Source organism: Streptomyces sp. JJ66 (assembly GCF_019303495.1).
Taxonomy (GTDB): Bacteria; Actinomycetota; Actinomycetes; order Streptomycetales; family Streptomycetaceae; genus Streptomyces.
Genome location: NZ_JAEVFI010000002.1, coordinates 141,103 through 166,305 on the forward strand (window position 1 = coordinate 141,103; position 25,203 = coordinate 166,305).

Sequence of the window (25,203 nt, forward strand, 5' to 3'; positions counted from 1 at the left end):
TAATGGAAACCGTTGTCAAATTCGAACGCAGGTGCGCTCCGGCCCCGCGTGGCCGCACGGGGCAGCCCCGCACACCGATTTGATCCGGGGCATGCCCACGCCGGTAATCTGAGGTATTCCGTCGTCGTTTCGTAACGAAGAGAGCACCGTGGCCGCCGACAAGATCGACACCATCGTCAGCCTCAGCAAGCGCCGTGGCTTCGTCTACCCGTGCAGCGAGATCTACGGCGGTCAGCGGGCCGCCTGGGACTACGGTCCGCTGGGCGTCGAGCTGAAGGAGAACATCAAGCGCCAGTGGTGGCGCACGATGGTCACCTCCCGGGAGGACGTCGTCGGCATCGACTCCTCGGTGATCCTGGCGTCCGAGGTGTGGCAGGCGTCCGGTCACGTCGCCACCTTCACCGACCCCCTGACCGAGTGCACCTCCTGCCACAAGCGCTTCCGCGCCGACCACCTGGAGGAGGCGTACGAGGCCAAGCACGGCCGCCTGCCCGAGGGCGGCCTGGCCGACCTCAACTGCCCCCACTGCGGCAACAAGGGCACGTTCACCGAGCCCAAGCAGTTCTCCGGCCTGCTCTCCACCCACCTGGGCCCCACCCAGGACTCCGGCTCGGTCGCCTACCTGCGTCCGGAGACGGCGCAGGGCATCTTCACCAATTTCAGCCAGGTCCAGCAGACCTCGCGCAAGAAGCCGCCGTTCGGCATCGCGCAGATGGGCAAGTCCTTCCGCAACGAGATCACGCCGGGCAACTTCATCTTCCGCACCCGCGAGTTCGAGCAGATGGAGATGGAGTTCTTCGTCAAGCCGGGCGAGGACGAGCAGTGGCACGAGTACTGGATGGAGCAGCGCTGGAACTGGTACCGGGAGCTGGGCCTGTCCGAGGCCAACATGCGCTGGTACGAGCACCCGGCCGAGAAGCTGTCCCACTACTCCAAGCGCACCGCTGACATCGAGTACCGGTTCAGCTTCGGCGGCTCGGAGTGGGGCGAGCTGGAGGGCGTGGCCAACCGCACCGACTTCGACCTGGGCGCGCACTCCAAGGCGTCCGGCCAGGACCTGGCCTACTTCGACCAGGAGGCCGGAGAGCGCTGGACGCCGTACGTCATCGAGCCCGCCGCCGGTGTGGGCCGCACGATGCTGGCCTTCATGCTGGACGCCTACGTCGAGGACGAGGCGCCCAACGCCAAGGGCAAGATGGAAAAGCGCACCGTGATGCGGCTTGACCCGCGCCTGGCACCGGTCAAGGTCGCCGTCCTGCCGCTCTCCCGCAACGAGCAGCTGTCCCCCAAGGCCCGGGGCCTGGCCCAGACGCTGCGCGGCCACTGGAACATCGAGTTCGACGACGCGGGCGCCATCGGCCGCCGCTACCGCCGCCAGGACGAGATCGGCACCCCGTTCTGCGTCACGGTTGACTTCGACACGCTCGATGACAACGCGGTCACCGTCCGCGAGCGCGACACCATGAAGCAGGAGCGTGTCTCCCTCGACCAGGTCGAGTCCTACCTCGCCTCCCGCCTCATCGGCTGCTGACCCCTGCGGGACGCCGCACCGACACCAGCGAGCCGTGGTACCTGCCCCCGTGGGGGCGGGCACCACGGCTCGCTCGCGTTTACCGCTGCGGTGGCGCCTGCGCCGAGAGCTCGTTCGGGATCGCGCCGCCGAAGCGGCGGTCGCGCTTGGCGTACTCCAGGCACGCGCGCCACAGGTCGCGCCGGTCGAAGTCGGGCCACAGCACGTCCTGGAAGACCATCTCGGCGTAGGCGCTCTGCCAGATGAGGTAGTTGGACGTGCGCTGCTCGCCGGAGGGCCGCACGAACATATCGACGTCCGGCATGTCGCGGTAGTAGAGGTACTTGGCGAACGTCTTCTCATTCACCTTGCCCGGGTCGAGCCGCCCGGCGGCCACGTCGCGGGCGATGGCCTGCGCGGCGTCGGCGATCTCGGCGCGGCCCCCGTAGTTGACGCAGAAGTACAGCGTCATCGCCGTGTTGCGCTTCGTCTGCTCCTGCGCGGTCTGCAACTCCTGGACGACCGACTTCCACAGCTTCGGCATGCGCCCCACCCAGCGGATGCGGATGCCCATGGCGTCCATCTCGTCGCGGCGCCGCCGGATGACATCCCGGTTGAAGTTCATCAGGAAGCGCACCTCCTCGGGCGAGCGCTTCCAGTTCTCCGTCGAGAAGGCGTAGAGGGAGAGGTTCGGGATGCCGATCTCCAGGCAGCCGCGCAGCACGTCCAGCACGACGCCCTCACCCATGCGGTGCCCCTCGGTGCGCGGCAGCCCGCGCTCCTTGGCCCAGCGGCCGTTGCCGTCCATCACGATGGCCACGTGGTTCGGCACCAGTTCGGCGGGGAGCTGCGGCGGGCGGGCCCCGGAGGGGTGCGGTGCGGGTGCGGCGTAGCCGCGGGAAGCGTGGGGCTGCCGGGACAGCATGTTCAACTCCAGATGAGGTCGCCAGGAACAGGCCCGAGGGTATCCGCTCAGCCTTTTTCGACGTACCGCAGGGAACGCAGCCCGCGCTCCAGGTGCCAGTGCAGGTACGCCGACACCAGCCCGCTGCCCTCGCGGACGTGGCGGGGCTCGGCGGCGTCGGCGGCGGGCCAGTCACCGGTCAGCAGCGCGGCCAGCAGGCGCAGCGCCTCCGGCGAGGGCACGACACTGCCGGGGCGGCGGCAGTCCGGGCAGACGCAGCCGCCTCCGGCCACGGAGAAGAACCGGTTGGGGCCTGGCATGCCGCACTGGGCGCAGGCGTCGAAACTGGGCGCGTAGCCGCCGACGGCGAGCGACCGCAGGAGGTAGGCGTCCAGCACGAGCCCCGGGGCGTGCGCGTCGGCGGCCAGCGTGCGCAGCGCGCCGACCAGCAGCAGGTACTGCTGGACGTTGGGCTCGCCCTCGTGGTCGGTGAACCGCTCGGCGGTCTCCAGCATCGCTGTGCCCGCGGTGTAACGGGCGTAGTCGGTGACGATGCCGCGGCCGTAGGGGGCGATGGTCTCCGTCTGCGTGCACAGCGGCAGGCCCCGGCCCACCAGGTCGCTGCCCCGGGCGAAGAACTGCACGTCCACATGGCTGAACGGCTCCAGCCGGGCGCCGAACTTCGACTTCGTGCGACGCACACCCCGGGCGACGGCGCGGACGCGACCATGGCCCCGGGTGAGCACGGTGATGATGCGGTCCGCTTCGCCCAGCTTCTGGGTGCGCAGCACGATGCCGTCGTCGCGGAACAGGCTCATGCGGCCCATTGTCCCGCACCGCCGACACCTCCCCTCCCGCCCCTGCCCCCGGCCGGGGTGGGGTGGGGTGCCCGCATCCGGGGCGGGGACACCCCGGCCCTTCGCTGCCCCACCGTGACGGCGTGCGGTCAGCAGGCCCGGTCCGCACTGTCGCGTCTCCCTTCCGTCTCAGCCCAGGCCGTCCGCGAGAGGGGGCTCCAGAAGCTCACGGAGCGCAACCTCGGCCTTGTCCACGCCCTCGGAAACGACCTGCATGTGCGCTTGCGGCAGGCCACCCACACCGAGCCCTGACGCGGTAACGGCGGCTCGAAGTCTCTGCCGCTGTTCACTGGTCAGGTGTGACCGCGCTGTGTGGTGAGCGAGGACTTCGCGGGCCGCATAGGCGTCGAGCCTGGCTGCATCGGCGAGGGCATCGCAGAGAGACGCCAGGCAGGCGTCGGCCTGGCCACACGTCAGATCGAGCGCGGCAAGTCCCACTCGGGTCTGAAAGGCCGCTGTCGAGGATTCAGGCGGCGTGAGCAGCGTCAGCGCTTCCTGCACGGCGCGGTCCAGCTCCGGCGCCGGGGCTCCTTCGGAGCGGCAGCAGATGCGCAGGAGCGCGGCGATGGCGTTCTCCCACGGTTCCGTGGGAACGGCGGAGTCGATCGCGTCGCGCGCCTGCTGGTCGAGACCGCGTTCCAGCAAGGACATGATCATGATTTGGCGACCGTCGAGGAGACGGTTGCCGATGCCACGGTGTGCGGTCATGGCGTCGGCGGCCTCGGTCCAGCGGCCGATGCGTGCCAGAGCGCGCGCGCCGTCCACGAGCAGAGTCACCCACAGCTCCTGGCAGATCCTGCGGTGGTCTGCCTCCGTACGGATCAGGGCCGAGAGGTCGATGGTGTTGCCGTCGATCACGGTGGTGGCGCGTTGCTGGGCAGCGCGGTAGAGGCGGGTGAGGACATCGTAGGCGGTGTGGCCGTCGCCGTTCCTGATCAGCAGCCGAGAGATGTTGATCAAGGGCATCAGTGACATGACGGCGACGTCTCCCGGCAGGTGCCTGGCGTCGGCGAAGACCCGGTGCTGTCTCCAGCACAGCTCGGCGGCCAGGCCGGGCATCCCGACGTCGGAGACGATCAGCGCGCCGTAGTTGAGGACTCCGCAGGCGCGGGCCACCAGGTCACGGTGTCCCGCGCCTGCGGGCGCGACGGTCAGCCCGGTGAGGTGGGTAATGCGCTCGTCCAGCGGGAGCGCGGGTGCCTTGGAGCGCTTGACCAGGGGGATGCGGCTGGCTATCGCGGGAATCACCGGGTCAGCCCTTGCGTGGCCAGTCAACGATGAGACGGCTGTAGGGCTTGTCGATGACGAAGCGCGGGTCGGCGGCCGTCAACTGGTCACGGGCGTCGCCGACTGCCATGCGGAAGCCCGGTTCGGGCGCGGCATTTCCCCAGCCCTCGTCCCAGGTGCGGATCTCGGTGACGAACCGGTCGGCGAGGTCGGCGCCGCCGGGGCCGTGCCCGATGACACCGACCTCCCAGAAGCGGCCAGCCTCGTCCTCGCCTTCCCGGATCGTCAGGTACGCCAGGGAGCCGCCCTCCAGGGCGGCCATGGAGCCCCAGCCGAAGTGCGGGGTGAAGCCGGGGCGGGAACCGGGCAGGCGGGACAGGCCGTTGGGCAGCGCGCAGGCCAGGTACAGGTACATCCACTCGAACGGGGCGCCCTGGCGGAGCTTGACACCGGTGAAGATCTTGGCCTGGGGCGTGTCCAGGGCCGTGCGGAGCGCGTCGCGGTCCACGTCCTGCTCACTGAAGGTCTCCAGGCGGACGTTGCCCTCGCCTTCCATGGGCACGAGGGTGCAGACGTCGTCGCAGACGCCCTTGCGCAGGGGGATGAAGGTGCACATCTCGCAGGAAACGGTCTTCCAGGTGTCGCCGTCGCGCTCGAAGGCGAAGCTGCGGCTGATGCTGCCGCGGATGCGCATGGGCAGGACGAGACGTCCGTTCGGGGCCAACTGGTCGAGGAGCTTGGCCGGGACGTCGCCCGCGCCCACGGTGAACTGGATGCGGTCATAGGGCGCGTGCTCGGGGAGACCGGCGGCTCCGTCGGCCAGTACAGCGGTGACGTTGGTGGCCCCGGCCCGGGCGAGGTTCTTGTTCGCACCGTCGATGAGGTCTTGATCGACGTCCAGGGTCCACACCTGCCCGGTGGGGCCGACGAGTTTGCCCAGCAGGTTCGCGTTGTAGCCGGTGGCGGCGCCCGCCTCCAGGACCTGGTGGCCAGGCTGGACGTCGAGCTGTTCGAGCTGGGTGGCGACGATGGACGGTGCGGAGATGCAGGAGATCATCTCGCCGTGCTCGTCGTGCTTGATGGGCACAGCTTCCTCCTTATACGCCACTTCCCGGTCTACGGAGGGGAGGAAGGTGTGGCGGTCGGTGGCACGGAACGCGCCGATGATGACGGAGGTGCGCAGGTGGCCGCTTTCGACAAGGCGGTCCGCCAGGGCTTCGCGCGGTTCAGCGGGATCGGTGACGGGCGTCACGGTGGTCTCCATTCGAGGGAGGTCAGGGTCCGGCGGGGTGGACCGGCGGGTAGAGACGGGCGTGTCAGCTGTTGTGGAGAAGGCGACTTGGCGGCCCAGCCACGCGGTGGCGGCCTGCTCAGTGACAGGCACCCCGGCACGGTTGAAGGCGAAGATCGCGTGATGGGCGAGGACGGCGCGCAAGCCACGTATCAGTTGTCCATCGGTGGCGAGTCGGCGTAGACGCCGACCGGCATCCGCGAAGGCGGCGACGCGGTCGGCCCAGCCCGCCTCCGCGTCCGGGCGGCGGGCGGCGTCGGCGTTCATCAGACGCCGCATGGCGGCCACGGAACGGTCGAGTGCGGGCACGGCTGGCGCGGTGACGGAGGGGCGCAGGGCGGCGAACTGGGACCAGACGTCCCCCACCTCGAAGGGGTCCAGCCCGGCGGCGCGGTTCAGCACGGACAGCAGCATGACGCAGCGCTCGCGGTTTCCGGTGCTGCCGGTCTCGGGCAGGGCGCTGCGGCTGTCGGCGCAGAACACGTCATGGGCCACGTCCATGCCCTCGGTGCCGCCGAAAGCCTCGGCCTCCGGCTCGTAGACGCCGCCGACCCACCCGGTGATGTACCGCTCGGCAGCGAGGCGGTCCAGCAGGGCAACGGAGGGACGTTCGGTGCGCAGGCGCAGCCCCGCGTCCTTGCGCAAGAAGTGGAATCGCGTCTCGTGCAGTGCGGCCGACAGAGCGTGGGCGGCCTCGGGGGTCACGGTGCCGCCCGGGAAGGCCACGCTGGCGTGCCACCAGGTCGTGTCGTGGGCGATCGGTAGGTTTTCGTCGTCGTCGAAGGTCATACGTGTGGGCGCTCCTCGTCAGCGGGGCGGGATCAGGTGATCAGCAGCACGGTGGTCCAGTGCGTGGCGTTCGTGCCGTCGAGAGCGAGCTGCGCGCCGCTGCGGCCCTCCATGAAGCCGGGTTTGGACAGCCGGTTCAGGTCGGTAGCCAGACGCCGGAGCAGATCGCTGATGACCGGTAGGAAGCGCTCAGGGGTCGGGCTGTCAGCGGCGATGGCGCGGGCGACGGTCAGCAGGCCGGCCCAGCCGTGGCACAGCGTGGCGTCGGTGATCCGGGCGAGCTGGGCGGGCTCGGTGAGCGTCTGTACGAGGGCGTCTTCCGCTGCCTGGCGCCGGGCCGGATCGCCCAAGGCGAGCGCGGCAAGCTGTTGGGCGCGGGCCATGCCGGGTAGGCCGTAGCACCAGGACGGGCGGGCAGGCCCCGGCTCAGGCGGCTCGGCTGCGTCAAGGTGGGCGCGGGTGGTCCAGTAGTGGCCGCCATACCGGTCCAGCCAGCGGGCGAAGACCTCAATTGCCTCGTGCTGGCCCGGGACGAAGTGGCCCTGCCTGGCTGCGAGGGAGAGCACCGTCAGGGGCCCGGCGATGCCGTGCGCCACACCATTGTTGCCGTGCCCCCGGCCCGCTCCTCACCGCCAGGCCGACAGGGGACCACCACCCCGGGAGTTTTTCTCCTCCGAAGCAGACCGGCCACGAGAGAGCCACGAGGTAGTTCAGCACGCTGGTCAGCCGCGACGAGGGTGTCGTACGACTCAGGAGCAGCGCTCCCAGTCCTGTCAGGCCACGAATGTGGTCCCATTCCGCGAGGTCCGGCAGGGTCCCCGAGGTCTGCCGCCGCCGCGCTGCGGCCAGGCGTGCGTCCACCACTCGGTTGACAGCCTCGTGGACGTCGGAACCGGCGTGTCCGGCACGGGTCAGCACGAACTCCAGGGCAGGGGCCCCGTGGAACAGGCTCGCGTTGCCACCCGCACTCACCCCGTGGGCGACACCCTGCGCGAGGTGATGGCGCGCGGCAGCCATGTCGCCTCGCTCAATGTCCAGCAGGGCGAGCCCCAAAGGCCCCTCGGAGAGGTCCTGCGTGCGGGGCGGGAACCTCGCGGCCGTCACGTGCGGACCGCCAGGGGAAGGACGAGGCTGTGCGCCCGGCCGTTGATCCACTTGTCGGCGTCCGGCGGCGGCGCCTCTTGCAGAGTGGCGACGCCGATGGGGCTGGCGTCCAGGTGGGCGCGCAACAGATCGAGGTGCATGTCCTGGCTCAGGTCGAGAGGAAGCTGTTGGTCGTCTTCGGCCAGCAGCACGCGGTTGGGCACGGTGAACCGGCTTTGCCAAGCGTGGAGTTGCTCGGCCCACTCCTTCGCGGTCGCGGTCCGGCCGGGCAGTTCCCGGGCGCGCACCTTCCACCGAGCGACGGTGAGGATGGTTCGCCGGTAGGTGAGGGCCGGGGTGAAGGGCAGGGTCCAGGCCACGCCCCAGTCGAACCAGGTGACCTGCGGTGCGAGGGCCCGACTGATCTCGCCGAGGAACCGGGCCATCGGGGGCGTGTAGTTGTTCCACAGGAAGTTGATCGCGGTCGGCGCCAAGAGCTCCAGGCAGGTGCCGGTAGCGATCTCCACCAGGCGGGGGCGGCCGTCACGGACGCTGACAGCCAGGTCGGAAGGGAACAGCACCCCGTCGCCAGGGCGGCGGAACTCACCGACGCTGACGATACGGGGCAGCACGTGCGGGGCGCGGGTAAGCAGGTCTGCCGGGACGCGTCCGGCGTGGAAGGAGAGCTGGGCCAGCTCGGCGCCGGGCTCGATCGTGGGCAGGTCCGTGTACGTCGTGCCGGTCTCGGGGAACAGGTGCCAAAACCGCCCCGTCATTGAACCGGCCGACCGGGAGACGGTGACCACCCGCAGGCGGAAGTTCCCTCGTTGCAGTGCCTCGGACGAGGCGGCGTGGATGTGGGCGGCCAGTTCGATGTGTGGCGCGGTGAGCCGGGGCTTCTCACCCGCCGCCTCCAACTCCTCGATCATCGCGCCGGTCAGGGGCACCGAGCGAGCGCCTTCGACGGCCGCCGTGCCGGCCAGTTCCAGCAACAGCCGGTCACGGTGGGACATAGGGCGGGGCGGCTCGGCCGCCTTCACGAAGCCGTCGGGGAAACCGATGCCCTGGCAGGGGTCGGTCGCCACCTCCACGGGAACTGCGGTGTTCTCGCCGTACCGGTCGGTGAACTGCTCAGCCCAGCGGCGCCAGGGCGGGGTGCCGTTGGGGTGCGTGGCGAGCCGGGCCAGCACCGTCGCGGCCGTCTCCGCCTCGGTCAGGACCTCCTGCGGCAACCGCACCTCCGCGTCAAGCCGCAGATCAGCGGCCGTCGCACGGTCACGCACCTGCGCACGCAGCACTGGCGGGAGGACTTGGGCCGGGTCAACGACGGTGGCCGGGGCACGCAGCGACGACCACAGCAGCCGCACCCTCAGCAACTCGGCGAGGAGCTGCCTGCGGGCTTGGCCGGAGGTGTCGGGGAATTCAGCAGCGAGCTTGTCCACCAGGAGGGAGTAGCGGACGGGGGTTCGTGCCGCGTCCAACACGAACCTGAGCGCGGGGCTGCTCAGCGCGAGGCGGAACTCAGCGTCGCCCTCCGACGGCACACGGACTCGTCCGTCACGCTGCCGGGCAAGCGGATGGACACAGACACCAGCGTCGGCCATCCGCGTGCCATCTGCTTCCCAAGCACTGATCGCCTCGTCAAGCTCCACCGGGTCGGGGCGGGTGACCGCCTGGTGCCGGTCGCCGAAGCGGACACTCGCCGTGTCCCCGAACTCGACCAGTGCGACGCCAGCGAACAGGCCGTAGGGGGTGGACCGGCGCGTATACCGGATCGCGTACCGGGCCGTAGCCAGTGCCGCCCGGCGGACTCGGCGCAGCTTCGGGGCACAGCCGTCGAGGATCGCCTGCACCTGGTGGGCCAGGTCCGGGCTGGCGGAGGACACCGCCTGCTGGAAGTTCTCATCGGCCCACACGGTGCCCAGCCACGAACGCCACTCGTCTAGCGAGGCCGAGCGCCCAGGCCAGGGCGCCATGACCGGCTCGGTAAGGTGCGCTGCCGCGCGCAGCATGCCTTGCCCGGTGCCTTGGTACAGGCGGTGTCGTGCGCGTGTCATCACCACTCCGTTCTCGGTGGGCGGGAGGCGCGGTCCGGACAGGCTGCCGTCCGGACCGCGCTGCCGAGCTGCCTCGGCTTACGAGGTGACGCAAGCGCTCGGGCAGGAGCTGCCGCAGGTGTCACCGGTGCTGCACATCAGGACCGTTTCGGTCGCCGGTGTGCCCTCGATGAAGGTGATGTCAAGGCCGAAGGGGTCCGGCTGCGCTTCGACGCTGGGGACGGGGGCCGTCGCGGTGGCCACCGCTGTGGACTCGCTCATCTGCGTACCTCCTACATGTGTGGCCAACTGCCACTCTTACAGGGGTTGTTGACCTCTTACGGTGTGTTGCCAAACGATCGCCCGCAAGTGGGCGGTCCCGCACCGGCAGTCGCGCTATCGGCAGGTGCCGGGGCGGGAGCTCATCGGGCCGTGGTCTGGCCACGGCTGTTGTTGTCGCGGAGCAGTGCTTTAGGCGCCGCATGCACGACTCACAGGCGCAGGACCCCGTGCCAGTCTCCGGCTAGCCCCAAGTCCTCTACGGCCTTCAACTCGGCGGTGACGGGACCGAACGTGCTCCAGTGCTGCCGGAAATCCGTGTGTTCCTGGCCTAGGGCGCTCGCCGCCGTCGCGGCCATCCGCCGAGCCTCGGCCGCCTCATCCGGCCGGTTGTTGCGCACCGCCGCCGAGGCGATCCACAAGGACAGCTCACCCCATGCGGCTAGCTCACTGACCGTCGCGGAGGACATACGCGGCTCCATCTGGTCGGCCGTCACGGCTGCCAGCCTCTCGGACTCGTCGAACCGGTCCTGACGCAGCAGCAGCCAGCACATTCCACTCACCCCCGTGGCGGCCCACGCTGTGTCATTCACCTCCCGCGCGAGCCGGATGCCCTCAGACAGAGCGTGATAGGCCATGTCGTACTGCCGCACATGCGTCAGGTGCTTTCCGGCGAACAGCAGGGCGTGGGAGCGGACGCGCATTGCCTCCTGCCGGTCGGTGTCGTCCTCTGCGGAGGCCACTGCGGCCTCAGTCGCGCGGAGCAGGCCCGGCAGCGTTCTGGCCACGGAGTCGTACCGGTCGGCGAAGTGGAGCGTATGCCCCTCGCCGACCTGCCGCCACAGCTTCGCGAGCGGTTCCGCCCCACCTGGGTCTGTCAGCGTTTGCCTGATCCCAACCGGTGGCATGAGCGCTTTCCTGAGCGTCATGAGCATCTGCCGGTTCGCCTCATCACCGATGACCGGTTCCGGAGAATCCGCTGCGAACAGCGCTGACGTAGGGATGTTCAGGGCACGGGCAAGGCAGTGCAGGGTCTCCACCCTCGCCTGGCCGCCCTGCTCGACCTTTCTGACCACCGATACGGAAAGACCGGCATCGTTCGCCAGCTCTTCCTGGCTGAGCCCCGCGACGCGACGATGTGCCCGCAGGTTGTCTCCCAAGCCTGATGACGGATACGGCATAACCAACTCCGTTCTGACCTCGACCTCAGAAACGGTAACTCCGATCTGCGCCCCGACTGTGATGCATCCCATAGGGCGCGGGTCGGGGTTCTACCACACCCTCTTCCCGGGAACCTGGTCGCCAGCCAGGCCCTATGGACGGTGCGCGGCGGCAGCCGGGCCGCAGCGCGCAGCTCGGCCAGTGGGCGCACCGGCCCGTCCTCGGGAAGGTCGTAGGTGGACAGGGTCGTGGACAGCTGCGGCATCGCAGCGTGCACCCACTGCTCGGTGCGGCCCGGTCCTGGTGGAGCTTTGTCGGGTCACTGGCGAGCGCATCCGCGAGGGCATCCAGGATCGGAGCGTTGTGCCATGTGCGCCGCGTTCGATCTTCCGCAGGGGGCCGACGTGAATGCCAGCCATGTCAGCGAGCTGCCGCTGAGTCATGCGTGCGATCACCGGAAGTAAACAACTCGTTTGCCCAGCTCCCTGTTTGACAGGCTCTCGGGCATGCTGGCTCCAGTTCGGGGCGACCACCCCAGACAGTACCCAGTCCGATACGCTCTGAGGGCGCGGTTGGGTGAAGTGCCCCACTGCTGATGAGGCAGTTCGCTTACCCGCGCACGATCGCGGCGAGGTCGTGCAGAGAATCGATTCGGTAATCCGAGGCTTCGCGGACCCTGGGGTCGTCGGCCCATAGGTGCCCGTACGGGCCGCGTCGAAGATGCGCCGTCATCAGTCCGGCCTCGCGGGCCGGGAAGACGTCCCTGGGAGGGTGGTCACCCACATAGAGGACCTGCCCGGGGTCGGAGACGTCCGCAAGGTCAACGACGCGCAGGAAGAACTCCGCGCTCGGCTTGGCCACACCCCACTCCCCCGACGTGGCCACGGCGTCCACCGGCAGCTTTAGCCCTCGAAGCTCCCTCCCGGCAACGCGCGTCTGGTTCCCGGCCGCGACCACCCGCACTCCGGCCTCTCGCAGCGCGGTGAGGGCCGGGCGGACATCGTCGTAGAGATCGGACTCCTCCAGCCGCTCACCCAGCCCGGCAGCCTCCCGCGCCGCGTACTCGGCCTCCAGGTCCACGCCGGGCTTCAGGAGGCGTACGGCTTCCGCGTTGTCCCGCCCCTGGGCCACGACTGCCCCGACCAACGCGGAGAGGGTGTGCCGGTCGATGCCGAGCCAGTCCGCCCACGACGCCCAGTAGCGGGTGTCGTGCGTCAGCGTCTCTCCGATGTCCAATGCTATGGCGCGGATCATGACGGGACCCTATCTACGACACCCGCGTCGCGGGTAGCACGTCCCACCCTGACCGTGGCCGCAGAGGTTGCCCCGCTCCCGGAGGCTTGGAGCGGCCATCCCCAGTGCAGGGCGGGCACCTGAGGCCGCGAGTCGCCGCGTACTCAGAGCCCGGCGGCCGGGGCACCGCGCCACGGAGCTGCCCGGGCCGGGAAGGCGGAGGTCCCGGCCGGGGCTGTCGGAGGGGCCGGGGGCTACTCCGCCGCGTGGAGTACGCGGGTGATCAGGGCTGATTGGGCGGGCGTGAGGCGGGGGTCGGCGCAGTAGGTCGTGGTGTCGTCGGCGATGATCTCGTAGGAGAAGCCCTCCGGGCCGCCCACCGGCGGCGTCTCGTGGCCCTCGGCCAGCGCCGTGCGGGCCAGCTCGGTGAGTTCGGTGTCGGTCGTGTCGAGCGCGGCGCGGCGGGGCTGCCCGCCCTGACCGCCGGTGCGGATGACGGTGATGTGCATATCCCCACGGTAGTCGAGCCGTCACGTTCAGCGCCCGCGCGGCAGGTCTCGCATACTGAAACAGGGGCAGCGAGAGGGCGGACGCTCGGTTAGGGTGCGGTCATCATGCGTTTTGGGCTGCTTCTCCTTAGCTGCCGCGGCGAGGGCCTGTAGTCGAGGCCGACCCCCTCCCCGCGGAGTTCGGTGCTGCCACCGTCGGCCTGCGAAGCCCTCTTGGCGATCGGAGCCCACACGTCATGACGATTTCCTCTTCACAGCCGGTAGGCCGTGCCACGCCCGTCACGGCGGCGTCCGTGGCGCAGCGGCCCTCGGGGATGCCGATCCACAAGTACGGCCCCTACGAGTCGGTGGACATCCCCGACCGCACCTGGCCGAATGCCCGGATCACCAAGGCGCCGCGCTGGCTGTCCACCGACCTGCGGGACGGCAACCAGGCGCTGATCGACCCGATGTCGCCCGCCCGCAAGCGCGAGATGTTCGACCTGCTGGTGGGCATGGGCTACAAGGAGATCGAGGTCGGCTTCCCCTCCTCCGGGCAGACCGACTTCGACTTCGTGCGCTCGATCATCGAAGAGGGCGCGATCCCCGACGACGTGACGATCTCGGTGCTGACGCAGGCGCGGGAGGAGTTGATCGAGCGGACGGTGGAGTCGCTGGTCGGCGCACCGCGCGCGACGGTGCACCTGTACAACGCGACGGCGCCCGCCTTCCGCCGCGTGGTGTTCCGGGGCACCCGCGAGCAGGTGCGGCAGATCGCGGTGGACGGCACGCGGCGGGTGATGGAGTACGCCGACAAGCTGCTGGACGCGCGGACCACCTTCGGCTACCAGTACAGCCCCGAGATCTTCACCGACACCGAGCTGGACTTCGCGCTGGAGGTCTGCGAGTCGGTGATGGACGTCTGGCAGCCCGAGGAGGGCCGCGAGATCATCCTGAACCTGCCCGCCACCGTGGAGCGCTCGACCCCGTCCACGCACGCGGACCGCTTCGAGTGGATGTCGCGCAACCTGTCGCGCCGCGCGTTCGTCTGCCTGTCCGCGCACCCGCACAACGACCGGGGCACGGCCGTGGCGGCGGCCGAGCTGGCGGTGATGGCCGGGGCCGACCGCGTCGAGGGCTGCCTGTTCGGCCAGGGCGAGCGCACCGGCAACGTGGACCTGGTGACGCTGGGCATGAACCTGTTCTCCCAGGGCGTGGACCCGCAGATCGACTTCGGCCAGATCGACGAGATCCGCCGCACGGTGGAGTACTGCACCCAGATGGAGGTACACCCGCGCCACCCGTACGCCGGTGACCTGGTCTACACGGCGTTCTCCGGCTCGCACCAGGACGCCATCAAGAAGGGCTTCGACGCCCTGGAGGCGTCGGCCGCGGCGGCCGGGAAAACCGTGGACGAGGTGGTCTGGGAGGTGCCGTACCTGCCGATCGACCCCAAGGACGTGGGCCGCTCCTACGAGGCGGTCATCCGCGTCAACTCCCAGTCCGGCAAGGGCGGCGTCGCCTACGTCCTGAAGAACGACCACAACCTGGACCTGCCGCGCCGGATGCAGATCGAGTTCTCCCGGATCATCCAGGAGAAGACGGACGCCGAGGGCGGCGAGATCACTCCGGCGCAGATCTGGGAGATCTTCCGCGACGAGTACCTGCCCACGCCCGAGCGCGCCTGGGGCCGCATCGCGCTGCGCAGCGCGCAGAGCGAGTCAACGACCGACGGGCACGACGCGCTGACCGTGGAGGCCGTCGTGGACGGTGTGGCCACGGTGCTGAAGGGCCACGGCAACGGCCCGATCTCGGCGTTCTTCGACGCGCTGGCTCACCACGGCATCGACGTGCGGCTCCTGGACTACGTGGAGCACACCCTGAGCGAGGGGGCGAGCGCACAGGCCGCGTCGTACATCGAGTGCGCGATCGACGGCAAGGTGCTGTGGGGCGTGGGCATCGACGCCAACACCACGCGCGCTTCGATCAAGGCCGTGGTCTCCGCCGTCAACCGCGCCACGCGGTAATGGAGTTGGCGTTACCGGACGGATAGCGCCGCGCGGGCCCCTGGCCGGAGGGACACCTTCCGGCCAGGGGCCCGCGTTTTGTCCGGTACGGAGGGTGACGCGGAGGGGAGTGTGTGGTTAACATCACGTCCCACGGCAGCGGCAAGGCGCCGGAGCCATGGAGGTGCGGTGTGGGCGGAGCGCGCGCGACACGCAGGGCGAGCCGGATGCGCGCGGGCCTCCGCACGGGCGTCCGCGTCGCCTGGACGGCGGTGGCCGACGGCTCGTTCTTCTGCCCCCGGTGCGGCGGTGACCGCAACTACGAGCGCCGCACCGGGCGTCGGCGGCTGGAGCTACTGGGCGTGCCGCTGGTGCGCGGCGGGGTGACGACCCCGGTGCTGGCCTGTGCCACCTGCGCTACCCACGTCAGTCCGCAAGCGCTGGAGCACCCGACGAGCACCCGGCTGGCCGCGCTGCTGGGCGACGGCGTACGGGCGGTGGCGCTGGCGGTGCTGGCGCTGGGCGGGACGGAGCATCCGGCGGCGGTCCGCGCGGCGGTGGAGACGGTGCACGCGGCCGGGTACCCCGAGTGCACCGAGGAGGAGCTGCTGTCGGCCTGCGCGGCGCTGCGGGGCTACGGGGCCGACGCCGAGGAGGCCCGCGTCGGCGTGGAGATCGCGCTGCACGCCGCACTCGGGCCGCTGGTGCCGCACCTGGCCGCGCCGGGGCGGGCGAGCCTGCTGGTGCGGGGCGCCCGCGTCGCGCTCGCCGACGGCCCGTACCTCCCGGCCGAACGCGCGGTGCTGGCCTCGCTGGGGAGCGCGCTGGAACTGTCCGCCGGGGAGATCGACGCCCTCCTCGCGGCAGCCCCCGAACGCCGCTGACGCGGGCCGGGGCCGAAACCCACCAGCACGCCCGGAGAGCACGGGCCGGGGGTCAAAAGCCCAGGCGGCGAAGCTGCTTGGGGTCGCGCTGCCAGTCCTTGGCGACCTTCACGTGCAGGTCGAGGAAGACGGGCGTGCCCAGCAGGGCCTCGATGTGCTGGCGGGAGCGGGTGCCGACCTCCTTCAGCCGCTTGCCGCCGGGGCCGATCACGATGCCCTTCTGGCTCGGCCGTTCGATGTAGACGTTGGCGTGCACGTCCAGCAGTGGCCGGTCGGCCGGGCGGCCCTCGCGCGGCAGCATCTCCTCCACCACGACGGCGATGGAGTGCGGCAGTTCGTCCCGCACGCCCTCCAGCGCGGCCTCGCGGATCAGCTCGGCGACCATCACCTGTTCCGGCTCGTCGGTGAGGTCACCGCCGGGGTAGAGCGGGGGGCTCTGCGGCAGCATCGGCACCAGCAGGTCCGCCAGGAGTGACACCTGGGTGCCGTCCTTGGCGGAGACGGGCACGATCTCCGCCCACTCAAAGCCCAGCTCCCGGCCCATCCGGTCCACGGCGAGCAGCTGCTCGGCGAGCGCCTTGGAGTCCACCAGATCGGTCTTGGTGACGACGGCGACCTTCGGCGTGCGCTTCAGCTGCGCCAGCTCCCCGGCGATGAAGCGGTCGCCGGGGCCGGTCTTCTGGTCGGCGGGGAGGCAGAAGCCGATGACGTCCACCTCGGCCCAGGTGGTGCGCACCACGTCGTTGAGCCGCTCCCCCAGCAGCGTGCGCGGCTTGTGCAGGCCCGGGGTGTCCACGAGCACGAGCTGCGCCTCGGGCCGGTGCACGATGCCGCGCACGGTGTGCCGGGTGGTCTGCGGCCGGTTCGAGGTGATCGCGACCTTCGTGCCCACGAGTGCGTTGGTCAGGGTGGACTTTCCGGCGTTCGGGCGGCCGACGAAGCAGGCGAAGCCAGCCCGGTGCGGCGTGGGAGAAGGGTCGCTCATGCGCCCCATTCTCCCTGATCGCCCGCGCGCTCCCGAACGCCCCGGCGGTCCGGCGGTCCCGACCGCCCGTCGGGGACGGCAGTCCGTCGGCTCTGGCCCCGCCGGTCCCGGCGGTCCGTCGCGGGCGGCGGTCCCGGCAGTCCGCCGGTCCCGGCGGTCCGGCGGCCCTGGCAGCTCCACGGCGCCGGGCGCGCCTGGGCTCCGGCTGCCGCTCGGTCCCGGGCCGTGCGCCGTCAGCCCGCGGTGAGGGTGGTGCGCACGGTGCCGTCGGGTCCGGCGAGGAGGACGGGCGTGGTGCCGCCCAGGTCGGCGACGGCCGCGAGGTCGGCGTCCGCCAGTGCCTCGGCCTCGGTGACGACCGCGCCCGCTTCCAGCGAGGTCGCGCCGGAGGCCACGGCCATCGCGACGGCGGTGCGCAGGGCGGACAGCTCCAGCGAGGGCAGGCCGACGGTGGCGGCGACGTAGGTGCGGCCCGTCTCGTCGCGGACGGCGGCACCCTCTGCCACGCCGTTGCGGGCCCGCGCGCTGCGCGCGAGCACGATGATCTTGCGGTCCTCGGGGTCGATGGCGTGGGCTTCAGTCATGCCCGTGAGCATACGCAGGCGCGACTGCCGTGCGGCGCCCGGGAAGGACCGCGCGGGCACCGGCGGGCGGGCGGGGTGCGGTGGGCGGGTTACGCGCCGTCGGCGGGCTCGGCGTCGCGGGGTGCGGAGACCCGTTCGACCAGGACGCGGTCGATGCGGTTGCGGCGGCCCGCCGTGGACTCGGCGGTCAGGCGCAGGCCCGCGAGCGTCGGGTCGGCCGGGTCCCCGGACAGGTCGGCGACCGCGCGGGCACCGGCGATCGGCACCCGGCCGAGCAGCTTGGCGAGCAGGCCGCCGACGGTCTCCACGTCCTCGTCGTCGTAGTCGGCCAGCCCGTACAGCTCGCCGAGGTCATCGAGGCTCAGGCGGGCGGTGACGCGGTAGCGGCCCTCCCCCAGCTCCTCCACCGGCGGCAGCTCGCGGTCGTACTCGTCGGTGATCTCGCCGACGATCTCCTCCAGGATGTCCTCGATGGTGACGATCCCGGCCGTGGAGCCGTACTCGTCGATGACGACGGCGACGTGGTTGCGCTGGACCTGCATCTCGCGCAGCAGATCACCCGCGTTCTTGGTGTCCGGCACGAAGGCGGCCGGGCGCATGGTGGTGGCTACCAGCTCCGACTCGGCCTCGCGGCTGATGTGCACCTTCCGCGCCAGGTCCTTGAGGTAGACGATGCCGACGACGTCGTCCTCGTTCTCGCCAATGACCGGGATGCGGGAGAACCCGGAGCGCAGGGCCAGGGTGAGGGCCTGGTGGATCGTCTTGAAGCGTTCGATGGTCACCAGGTCGGTGCGCGGCACCATGACCTCGCGCACAAGGGTGTCGCCGAGCTGGAAGACGGAGTGCACCATGCGGCGCTCCTCGTCCTCGATCAGCGACTCGGACTCCGCGAGGTCCACCATGGCCCGCAGCTCGGCCTCCGAGGCGAACGGGCCGCGCCGGAAGCCTTTGCCCGGGGTGAGCGCGTTGCCCAGCAGGATGAGCAGCTGCGGCAGCGGCCCGAGCACCCGGGCCAGCGGCAGCAGCACGTACGCGGCGGCCGTGGCGGTGTTCAGCGGGTGCTGGATGCCGATGGTGCGCGGTGAGACGCCGACGGCGACGTAGGAGACCAGCACCATCACGGCGATCGCGACGGTGATCGCCTGCCAGGTCTGGTCGAAGGAACGCACGCACACGTAGGTGACGAGGACCCCGGCGGCCATCTCGCTGGCGACGCGCAGCAGCATCGCGAGGTTGAGGTAGCGCACCGGCTCGGCGGCGACGGCGGCGAGCTTGGCGCTGCCGCGCCGGCCGCTGCGCACGGCCTGCTCGGCGCGGAAGCTGGTGGTGCGGGCCAGGCCGGCCTCGGCGCAGGCGGCCAGCCAGGCCAGCACGATGAGGGCGACCGCGAAGGCGATGAGCGTTGTCATGGTGGGTGGGGTCGTGCGGGTCAGGTGACGGTGGGGGCCGGGGAGGGGCCGGTGAGGCCGTGCTCGTCCCGCCAGCCGTCCACGATGGCCTGCTGGAGGCCGAACATCTCGGCGCGCTCGCCGGGCTCCTCGTGGTCGTAGCCGAGCAGGTGGAGCACCCCGTGCACGGTCAGGAGCTGGAGCTCCTCGTCCATGGTGTGCCCGGTGGGGGCCTGCTCGGCCTGGCGGGCGGCGACCTCGGGGCACAGCACGATGTCGCCGAGCAGACCCTGCGGGGGCTCGTCGTCGTCCTTGCCCGGCGGGCGCAGCTCGTCCATCGGGAAGGACATCACGTCCGTGGGCCCCGGCAGGTCCATCCACTGTGTGTGCAGCTGCTCCATGGCCTCGGTGTCCACGATGATGACCGACAGCTCGGACAGCGGGTGGATGCGCATGCGGGTCAGGGCGTAGCGGGCGATGTCGAGGATCGCCTGCTCCTCGACCTCCCGCCCGGATTCGTTGTTGACGTCGATGGACATGTGCGGTCTGGCTGCTCTTTCCTCGGGACCGGGCGGGGCGGACGCAGCCTACCGGGCGCCGCCGGGGCGCGCCGCCCGCGCGCCGGTCACCGGCCGGTGCCGCCGTCGCGACCGGCGGCGCGCTCACCCGGGCTGTGGCCGGAGCGGCCGGAGGGGACTCCAGGGCGGCCAGGACGGTTACCGGGGCGGGCCGGGCGGCCCTCGGTGTGGTCGCCGTCCCGGTTGTCGTAGCGGTCGTAGGCATCGACGATGCGGCCGACGAGCTTGTGCCGTACGACGTCCGTGCTGGTCAGCCGGGTGAAGTGGACGTCCTCGACGCCGTCGAGGATCTCCTGCACCTGGCGCAGCCCGGACTTGGTGCCGCCGGGGAGGTCCACCTGCGTCACGTCGCCGGTGATGACGACCTTGGAGTCGAAGCCGAGCCGGGTGAGGAACATCTTCATCTGCTCGGGGTTGGTGTTCTGGGCCTCGTCGAGAATGATGAAGGCGTCGTTCAGCGTCCGGCCGCGCATGTAGGCCAGCGGGGCGACCTCGATCGTCCCGGCGGCCATCAGGCGCGGGATGGAGTCGGGGTCGAGCATGTCGTGCAGCGCGTCGTAAAGCGGGCGCAGGTACGGGTCGATCTTCTCGTACAGCGTGCCCGGCAGGAAGCCGAGCCGCTCCCCGGCCTCGACCGCCGGACGGGTGAGGATGATCCGGTTGACCTGCTTGGACTGCAGCGCCTGCACCGCCTTGGCCATCGCCAGGTACGTCTTGCCGGTACCGGCGGGGCCGATGCCGAAGACGACCGTGTGCTCGTCTATGGCGTCCACGTAGCGCTTCTGGTTCAGCGTCTTGGGGCGGATCGTGCGGCCGCGGTTGGAGAGGATGTTCTGCGTCAGCACCTGGGCGGGGGTCTCGCCCTGCTCGCCGGTGCCGTCGTCCTGGCTGCGGAGCATCGCGATGGAACGCTCCACGGCGTCCTCGGTCATCGGCTGGCCGGTGCGCAGGACGAGCATCATCTCGTCGAACAGCCGCTGCACGAGCGCCACCTCCGCCGCGTCACCGGTGGCGCTGATCTCGTTGCCGCGAACGTGGATGTCCATGGCCGGGAAAGCGTCCTCGATCACGCGGAGGAGGCGGTCGCCGGAGCCGAGCACGGTCACCATCGGGTGCTTGGCGGGTACGGCGAAGCGGGCCTGTGCCGGGGAAGTGGGTGTCTGTGTCATGGGCTGGCCGTGGGGCCTTGCTCATCCCTCTCATGCGCGGAGTCCTCGGATACCCAAGGGTACGCCCGCCCCCTGTCCTGCTCGCGGGAGTTTTCGCCGGACGGCCTTGGCCACCGCCTGCCGTGCGGCCCGCGCCGGCGCGCTCCCCGGTGTCACGCCGAGGCCCGCGTCGCTCCCTCTGCCGCCGGAAAGGGCCACGCGGTCGTCTCGGCGAACACGTGCTCCGGCTGGTCCAGCCACACCCGCTGTCCCGCGCGGTCGCGGGTGAGACCGAAACGATCGCGCGGGGGCGCACCCGCGCCGAGCCAGCGCTCATGCGCGGCTTCCACCTCGTCCCACACCCGCCGCGGCCCGCCCTGCTGCACGGGAAACTCCTGGTGGCCGGGCAGGTAGTCCACCGAAGCCCACGACGCCCGGTCGTCCGTCAGGAGCCACAGGGTGGATTCCTGGCTGCCGTCGTCGGCTTCGACCAGGAGGGGCCAGATGCCGGCGAGCTGCACGGAGACGGCGAAGCGCTGGTCCAGCTCCCCGTACAGCCGCTCGGGATGGACGCGGGTGCTGCCCTCGGCGGCGGGGGGAGCGTGCGTGTGCTCACGCAGGAAGCCGCGCACCGGGCGCTGCTGCCGCGCCCACATGAACGCCGGACGGCCCGCGAACCGTCCCTGCGCGACGCCCTCGGTGACGCTGAGGACGGCGAAGGAGCCGGAGAAGAAGCCGTTACCCCACGGGGTGACGATGCGGCCCCGGGGCGTCTGCTCAATCCACGCGTACGGCACCTCCCGCACCGTGCAGGTACACACCAGGCGGTCGAACGGGCCGTGTCCGGGGATACCGGCGAGCCCGTCACCGCACACCACCGTCGGGCGGTAGCCGCAGGCGGCGAGGTTCGCCCGGGCCTGCTCCGCCACGGCGGGATCGGTCTCGATGGTGACGACCTGAGCGTCGCCGAGCCGGTGCGCGAGCCAGGCCGCGTGGTAGCCGGTGCCGGTACCGATCTCCGCCACCCGGTGTCCCTCGGCGACGTCGAGCAGGGCCAGCATCTCCAGCATCAGGGAGGGCATCGACGTGGAGGACGTCGGCGTCCCCAGGCCGCCCTCCCCGCTGCCGTCATCGACCTGGGTGACCAGCGGCAGATCGCCGTAGACGTAGCGCGCCCACGCCCGCGGTTGCTCCGTGCGGCGTAGCACGCGGTCACCGTGACGGTAGACGGCGGGCACGAACCGCGCCCGGTCCACCGTGGCGACGGCGTCCCGCCACTGAGGGGTGAGAGCGCCCAGGTTTGTGAGCATCTCCACCAGGCGTTCCGGGTCGCTCACGGGTTCACTTCTTCTTCGGGGGCGGCCACTGGCCATCCGACTCCCGGGGCGGCTGCCGCTTGTCGCCCTCTTCCCCGCCCTTGCCGTCGCCGTGCTTGCCCATCCGCGAGACCTCCCTGTCCGGTGACTGGCTCCGGGGACCTACCCATAGCGATGCCCTCTTACGCACAGCGACTGCGGGGAGCTTTCACCGCCGTCCGCCGGGGCAGCCAGGGGCACCCGCTGCCGCGGCTGGCGCTCGACGGGCCGCGCACCCAGGCGGCGGCGCTGGCGGAGTGACGCCCCCCGGCGCACTGTGCGACGGGCGTCCCCACTGCCGCGTGCGCCGGCGGCGTCCCGAGTGCCGGTCAGGGGCGCGGGAAGCCGATCGTCGGCACGGCGCGGCGCAGGGGCAGGGGGCGTTCGCGGTCGGCCAGCAGGGCGCGCAGGAAGGCGTAGCGGCACCCCACGGCCGGGTCCAGCGCCGGGCAGCTGTGCACCCGGTGGCACCACGCCGCGATCTCCGGCCACCCCGGCGCCGACAGCGAGCCGCCGAAATGCTGCACCGACAGCGACGCCGCGAGCCCGGCGAACGCCAGCCGCCGCGCGAGCGGCCACCGGGCGAGCGAGGCCATCACGAACCCGGCGACGAACACGTCCCCGGCGCCCGTCGGGTCCAGCACCTCCACCGGCACGCCGGGCACCTCGGCCGTCTCCCCGGTGCGCCCGTCGGCGGCGCAGGCGCCCTCCGCGCCCAGCGTGACGACCGCGAGCGGCACGTGCTCGGCCAGCGCCCGGGCCGCCGCGCGCGGGCAGGCGGTGCCGGTGTAGCGCATGGCCTCCTCGGCGTTGGGCAGGAACGCCTCGCAGTGCCGCAGGTCCGGCAGCGTGGCCAGGTCCCAGCGCCCGGTCTCGTCCCAGCCGACGTCGGCGAAGACCAGGCTGCCGCCGCGCGCGGCCCGCGCCACCCACTCCTGCGGCGCCCCGGGCGTCAGCGAGGCGACGGCCGCCCGCGCGGGCGGCGGTGTGGCGGACAGCGCGGCGGCCGGAGGCGGGGCCTGGTGGCCGTGCGAGACCATCGTCCGCTCGCCCTCGTAGGCCATCGAGACGGTGACCGGCGAGTGCCAGCCCGGCACCGTGCGGGAGAGCGACAGGTCCACGCCCTCGCCCTGGCTCAGCTCCTCCCAGCAGAACGTGCCGTAGACGTCGTCGCCGAAGGCCGCGGACAGCGACGTACGCAACCCCAGCCGGGCCAGCGCGGTGGCCATGTTGGCGACGCCGCCGGGGCTGGAGCCCATACCGCGCGCCCAGGACTCGGTGCCGCGCACCGGGGCGGAGTCCAGGCCGGTGAAGATGACGTCGAGGAACACGGTCCCGGTGAGGTACACGTCGCAGGCCGGGTCCTGCGGCGACCTGACGTCGGCGAGTGGGTCCAGCATGCCGCCAGTGTGCCGGACGGGCGGCCCCGGGGGGTTACCGTCACACCATGCGACTGTGCGTTCTGGGCGGCGGCGGGTTCCGGGTGCCGCTGGTGTACGCGGCGCTGGCGCGGGACTCCGCCGGGGTCAGCGAGGTCACCCTGCACGACACCGACCCCCAGCGGCTGCGGGCCGTGCGGGCGGTGCTCGCCAGCATCGGGGGCGGCCCGCCGGTCCGGGTGGCGGACGGGCTCGACGACGCGCTGGCCGGCGCCGACTTCGTGTTCTGTGCGATCCGGGTCGGCGGCACGGCCGGACGGGTCCGTGACGAGCGCACCGCGCTGGCCGAAGGCGTGCTCGGCCAGGAGACGGTCGGCGCGGGCGGCCTGCTGTACGGGCTGCGGACGGTACCGGTGGCGCGCCAGATCGCCGCGCGGGTGCGCGCCGTCGCCCCCCGGGCGTGGGTCATCAACTTCACCAACCCGGCCGGGATGGTCACCGAGGCGATGGCCGACGTGCTCGGGGAGCGGGTCATCGGCATCTGCGACTCGCCGGTGGGTCTGGTGCGCCGCGCGGCGCGGGCCGCCGGGGCCGACCCCGACGCCGTCACCCCCGACTACCTGGGCCTGAACCACCTGGGCTGGCTGCGCTCGCTCACCCTGGACGGCCGTGACCTGCTGCCGGGCCTGCTCGCCGATCCCCGGGCGCTGCACTCCTTCGAGGAGGGCCGCCTGTTCGGCGCCGAGTGGCTGGCCACGCTGGGCGCGCTGCCGAACGAGTACCTGCACTACTACTACTTCCGCCGGGAGACACTGGCGGCGGCGCGGGCGGCGGCCGAGACCCGGGGGGAGTTCCTGGCCCGGCAGCAGGACGCGTTCTTCGCGCGGGCGGCGCGGGACCCGGCGGCGGCGCCCGCGCGGTGGGAGGCAGCGCGCCGGGAACGCGAGGAGACCTACCTCGCTGACGCGCGCGCCGCGTCCGGTGGCTGGGAGCGCGACGCCTGCGACCTGGACGGCGGCGGCTACGACCGGGTGGCACTCGCCCTGCTGCGCGCGCTCGCCGCCGACCGGCCGACCCGGCTGATCCTCAACGTCCCCGGCGGCGGCACGCTGGCCGCGCTGCCGCCAGACGCGGTGATCGAGACCGTGTGCACGGTGGACGGCTCCGGCGCCCGCCCCCTGCCCGCCGCTCCGCTGGGCCCCGCCGAACTGGGGCTGGTGCTCCAGGTGAAGGCGGCCGAGCAGGCGGTACTCGAAGCGACGGCCACCGGCTCCCGCCGCGCCGCCCTGCGCGCCCTGGCCCTGCACCCCCTGGTGGACTCCCCCACCGTCGCCACCCGCCTGCTGGCCCGAGTGCCGTTCCCCTGACACCCCGGCAGCCCCTGCGGCGCGTCACCCTGCGGCGCGCCCCCGCCGTGGTGCTCCGCCACCGTCGCGGCCGTCCGCGGGAGGCGACGGCACCCACACGCCGTCAGCCGGGCGCGGTGGCCACGCTCCGAGGCCGGACCCTCGTGGCCGCATGCCGGATCAGGGGATGCGGCCCAGGTGAATGACGTTGACCCGTACCTGGTGCTCACCGATCTCGTACAGCACCCGGTATCTGCCGATGTGGAGACGCAGCACCTCAGCGCTGCCGAACGCGCCTTCCGGGCGCGGGTTCTCGGCCAGGCGGTCCACAGCGGTGAACACCTGCCGCACGCCTGCCGCGTCGTCCTTGGCGTAGTACTCCGCTTGGGCGAGGGCTTCGGGCTCCCAGATGACCTGGTAGCTCACTCGGCTCCCTCTCCGAAGACCTGGCGGAGGGCCTCGTCCTGCGGCACGCCAGCGGCCTCCCCCCGGGCCTGGCGCTCACGGTAGGCGTTGAGTGCCCGCATTTCGGCCAGGTCGAGGGCGTCCGCCGGGCTGACCAGTATCGCGATGGTGTGACCGTGGTCGGTGATACCCACCGGTTCACGGGTAGCACTGACTTCGCGGGCGATGGCACCGAGCCGGGCCCGCGCCTCGACGATGGAGTAAGTCGTCTCCGTCATGGCACCAGG

The 25,203-nt window shown here is 71.6% G+C and carries 24 protein-coding genes; 5 read left to right on the forward strand and 19 right to left on the reverse strand.

Going from position 1 to position 25,203, the window contains the following annotated elements:
- The first annotated feature begins 148 nt into the window (after nucleotides 1-148).
- Nucleotides 149-1,531: a glycine--tRNA ligase gene (locus JJV70_RS02645; protein ID WP_219045923.1), complete on the forward strand. Its 1,383-nt coding sequence runs from the start codon at nucleotides 149-151 to the stop codon at nucleotides 1,529-1,531.
- A gap of 79 nt (nucleotides 1,532-1,610) precedes the next feature.
- On the opposite strand, the gene JJV70_RS02650 is transcribed toward JJV70_RS02645, so the two are convergent.
- The 10 genes from JJV70_RS02650 to JJV70_RS02695 form a co-directional block, all read right to left on the reverse strand.
- On the reverse strand, nucleotides 1,611-2,435 hold the full coding sequence (locus JJV70_RS02650; RefSeq protein WP_219045925.1) for an isoprenyl transferase: 825 nt from the start codon (nucleotides 2,433-2,435) through the stop codon (nucleotides 1,611-1,613).
- 47 nt (nucleotides 2,436-2,482) lie between these two features.
- Complete coding sequence (gene recO / locus JJV70_RS02655; protein ID WP_219045927.1) at nucleotides 2,483-3,232, reverse strand: DNA repair protein RecO; 750 nt, start codon at nucleotides 3,230-3,232, stop codon at nucleotides 2,483-2,485.
- 168 nt (nucleotides 3,233-3,400) lie between these two features.
- Nucleotides 3,401-4,519 (reverse strand): hypothetical protein, encoded by a 1,119-nt coding sequence (locus JJV70_RS02660; RefSeq protein ID WP_219045929.1) that lies wholly within the window; start codon nucleotides 4,517-4,519, stop codon nucleotides 3,401-3,403.
- A gap of 4 nt (nucleotides 4,520-4,523) precedes the next feature.
- Entirely contained in the window at nucleotides 4,524-6,578 is a 2,055-nt protein-coding gene (gene fxlM, locus JJV70_RS02665; protein ID WP_219045931.1) for a methyltransferase, FxLD system, read from the reverse strand.
- 32 nt (nucleotides 6,579-6,610) lie between these two features.
- Entirely contained in the window at nucleotides 6,611-7,174 is a 564-nt protein-coding gene (locus JJV70_RS22400) for a lanthionine synthetase LanC family protein (protein ID WP_308294648.1), read from the reverse strand.
- A 504-nt stretch (nucleotides 7,175-7,678) separates the two neighbouring features.
- Nucleotides 7,679-9,718 (reverse strand): lantibiotic dehydratase family protein, encoded by a 2,040-nt coding sequence (locus tag JJV70_RS02675; RefSeq protein WP_257573222.1) that lies wholly within the window; start codon nucleotides 9,716-9,718, stop codon nucleotides 7,679-7,681.
- A 78-nt stretch (nucleotides 9,719-9,796) separates the two neighbouring features.
- Complete coding sequence (locus JJV70_RS02680) at nucleotides 9,797-9,979, reverse strand: FxLD family lanthipeptide (RefSeq protein WP_219045933.1); 183 nt, start codon at nucleotides 9,977-9,979, stop codon at nucleotides 9,797-9,799.
- Between the two features lie 209 nt (nucleotides 9,980-10,188).
- Nucleotides 10,189-11,157, reverse strand: a complete 969-nt coding sequence (locus JJV70_RS02685; protein WP_219045934.1) for a helix-turn-helix domain-containing protein — start codon at nucleotides 11,155-11,157, stop codon at nucleotides 10,189-10,191.
- A gap of 589 nt (nucleotides 11,158-11,746) precedes the next feature.
- Nucleotides 11,747-12,391, reverse strand: coding sequence for an HAD family hydrolase (locus JJV70_RS02690; protein ID WP_219045936.1), 645 nt, complete (start codon nucleotides 12,389-12,391; stop codon nucleotides 11,747-11,749).
- Between the two features lie 233 nt (nucleotides 12,392-12,624).
- Nucleotides 12,625-12,879 (reverse strand): protealysin inhibitor emfourin, encoded by a 255-nt coding sequence (locus tag JJV70_RS02695; protein WP_219045937.1) that lies wholly within the window; start codon nucleotides 12,877-12,879, stop codon nucleotides 12,625-12,627.
- Nucleotides 12,880-13,115: 236 nt separating this feature from the next.
- On the opposite strand from JJV70_RS02695, the gene leuA reads away from it, so the two are divergent.
- A complete protein-coding gene (gene leuA / locus JJV70_RS02700) occupies nucleotides 13,116-14,885 on the forward strand; it encodes a 2-isopropylmalate synthase (protein ID WP_219045939.1) in 1,770 nt (589 codons plus the stop codon).
- 206 nt (nucleotides 14,886-15,091) lie between these two features.
- Nucleotides 15,092-15,748 (forward strand): TerB family tellurite resistance protein, encoded by a 657-nt coding sequence (locus JJV70_RS02705; RefSeq protein ID WP_219045941.1) that lies wholly within the window; start codon nucleotides 15,092-15,094, stop codon nucleotides 15,746-15,748.
- A 52-nt stretch (nucleotides 15,749-15,800) separates the two neighbouring features.
- On the opposite strand, the gene era is transcribed toward JJV70_RS02705, so the two are convergent.
- From era to JJV70_RS02735, 6 genes are all read right to left on the reverse strand, one after another.
- Nucleotides 15,801-16,742, reverse strand: a complete 942-nt coding sequence (era, locus tag JJV70_RS02710) for a GTPase Era (RefSeq protein WP_219045943.1) — start codon at nucleotides 16,740-16,742, stop codon at nucleotides 15,801-15,803.
- Between the two features lie 224 nt (nucleotides 16,743-16,966).
- The gene (locus JJV70_RS02715) at nucleotides 16,967-17,317 is read right to left on the reverse strand and encodes a cytidine deaminase (RefSeq protein ID WP_219045945.1); all 351 of its coding nucleotides are present in this window, start codon (nucleotides 17,315-17,317) and stop codon (nucleotides 16,967-16,969) included.
- 89 nt (nucleotides 17,318-17,406) lie between these two features.
- The gene (locus JJV70_RS02720; protein ID WP_219045947.1) at nucleotides 17,407-18,726 is read right to left on the reverse strand and encodes a hemolysin family protein; all 1,320 of its coding nucleotides are present in this window, start codon (nucleotides 18,724-18,726) and stop codon (nucleotides 17,407-17,409) included.
- Nucleotides 18,727-18,746: 20 nt separating this feature from the next.
- On the reverse strand, nucleotides 18,747-19,244 hold the full coding sequence (ybeY, locus tag JJV70_RS02725; RefSeq protein WP_219045949.1) for an rRNA maturation RNase YbeY: 498 nt from the start codon (nucleotides 19,242-19,244) through the stop codon (nucleotides 18,747-18,749).
- Nucleotides 19,245-19,330: 86 nt separating this feature from the next.
- On the reverse strand, nucleotides 19,331-20,452 hold the full coding sequence (locus JJV70_RS02730; RefSeq protein ID WP_219045951.1) for a PhoH family protein: 1,122 nt from the start codon (nucleotides 20,450-20,452) through the stop codon (nucleotides 19,331-19,333).
- A 152-nt stretch (nucleotides 20,453-20,604) separates the two neighbouring features.
- Complete coding sequence (locus tag JJV70_RS02735) at nucleotides 20,605-21,768, reverse strand: methyltransferase domain-containing protein (RefSeq protein WP_219045953.1); 1,164 nt, start codon at nucleotides 21,766-21,768, stop codon at nucleotides 20,605-20,607.
- 153 nt (nucleotides 21,769-21,921) lie between these two features.
- On the opposite strand from JJV70_RS02735, the gene JJV70_RS22405 reads away from it, so the two are divergent.
- Nucleotides 21,922-22,047, forward strand: a complete 126-nt coding sequence (locus JJV70_RS22405; protein ID WP_257573223.1) for a hypothetical protein — start codon at nucleotides 21,922-21,924, stop codon at nucleotides 22,045-22,047.
- A gap of 68 nt (nucleotides 22,048-22,115) precedes the next feature.
- Here JJV70_RS22405 and JJV70_RS02740 read toward each other — a convergent pair whose 3' ends face one another.
- Entirely contained in the window at nucleotides 22,116-23,186 is a 1,071-nt protein-coding gene (locus tag JJV70_RS02740) for a carbohydrate kinase family protein (RefSeq protein ID WP_219045954.1), read from the reverse strand.
- A gap of 47 nt (nucleotides 23,187-23,233) precedes the next feature.
- On the opposite strand from JJV70_RS02740, the gene JJV70_RS02745 reads away from it, so the two are divergent.
- On the forward strand, nucleotides 23,234-24,532 hold the full coding sequence (locus JJV70_RS02745) for a 6-phospho-beta-glucosidase (protein ID WP_219045956.1): 1,299 nt from the start codon (nucleotides 23,234-23,236) through the stop codon (nucleotides 24,530-24,532).
- 159 nt (nucleotides 24,533-24,691) lie between these two features.
- Here JJV70_RS02745 and JJV70_RS02750 read toward each other — a convergent pair whose 3' ends face one another.
- A complete protein-coding gene (locus tag JJV70_RS02750; protein ID WP_219045958.1) occupies nucleotides 24,692-24,937 on the reverse strand; it encodes a type II toxin-antitoxin system RelE/ParE family toxin in 246 nt (81 codons plus the stop codon).
- Entirely contained in the window at nucleotides 24,934-25,194 is a 261-nt protein-coding gene (locus JJV70_RS02755; RefSeq protein ID WP_219045960.1) for a type II toxin-antitoxin system Phd/YefM family antitoxin, read from the reverse strand. Before JJV70_RS02755 ends, JJV70_RS02750 begins: the two co-directional genes overlap by 4 nt.
- Nucleotides 25,195-25,203: the final 9 nt, after the last annotated feature.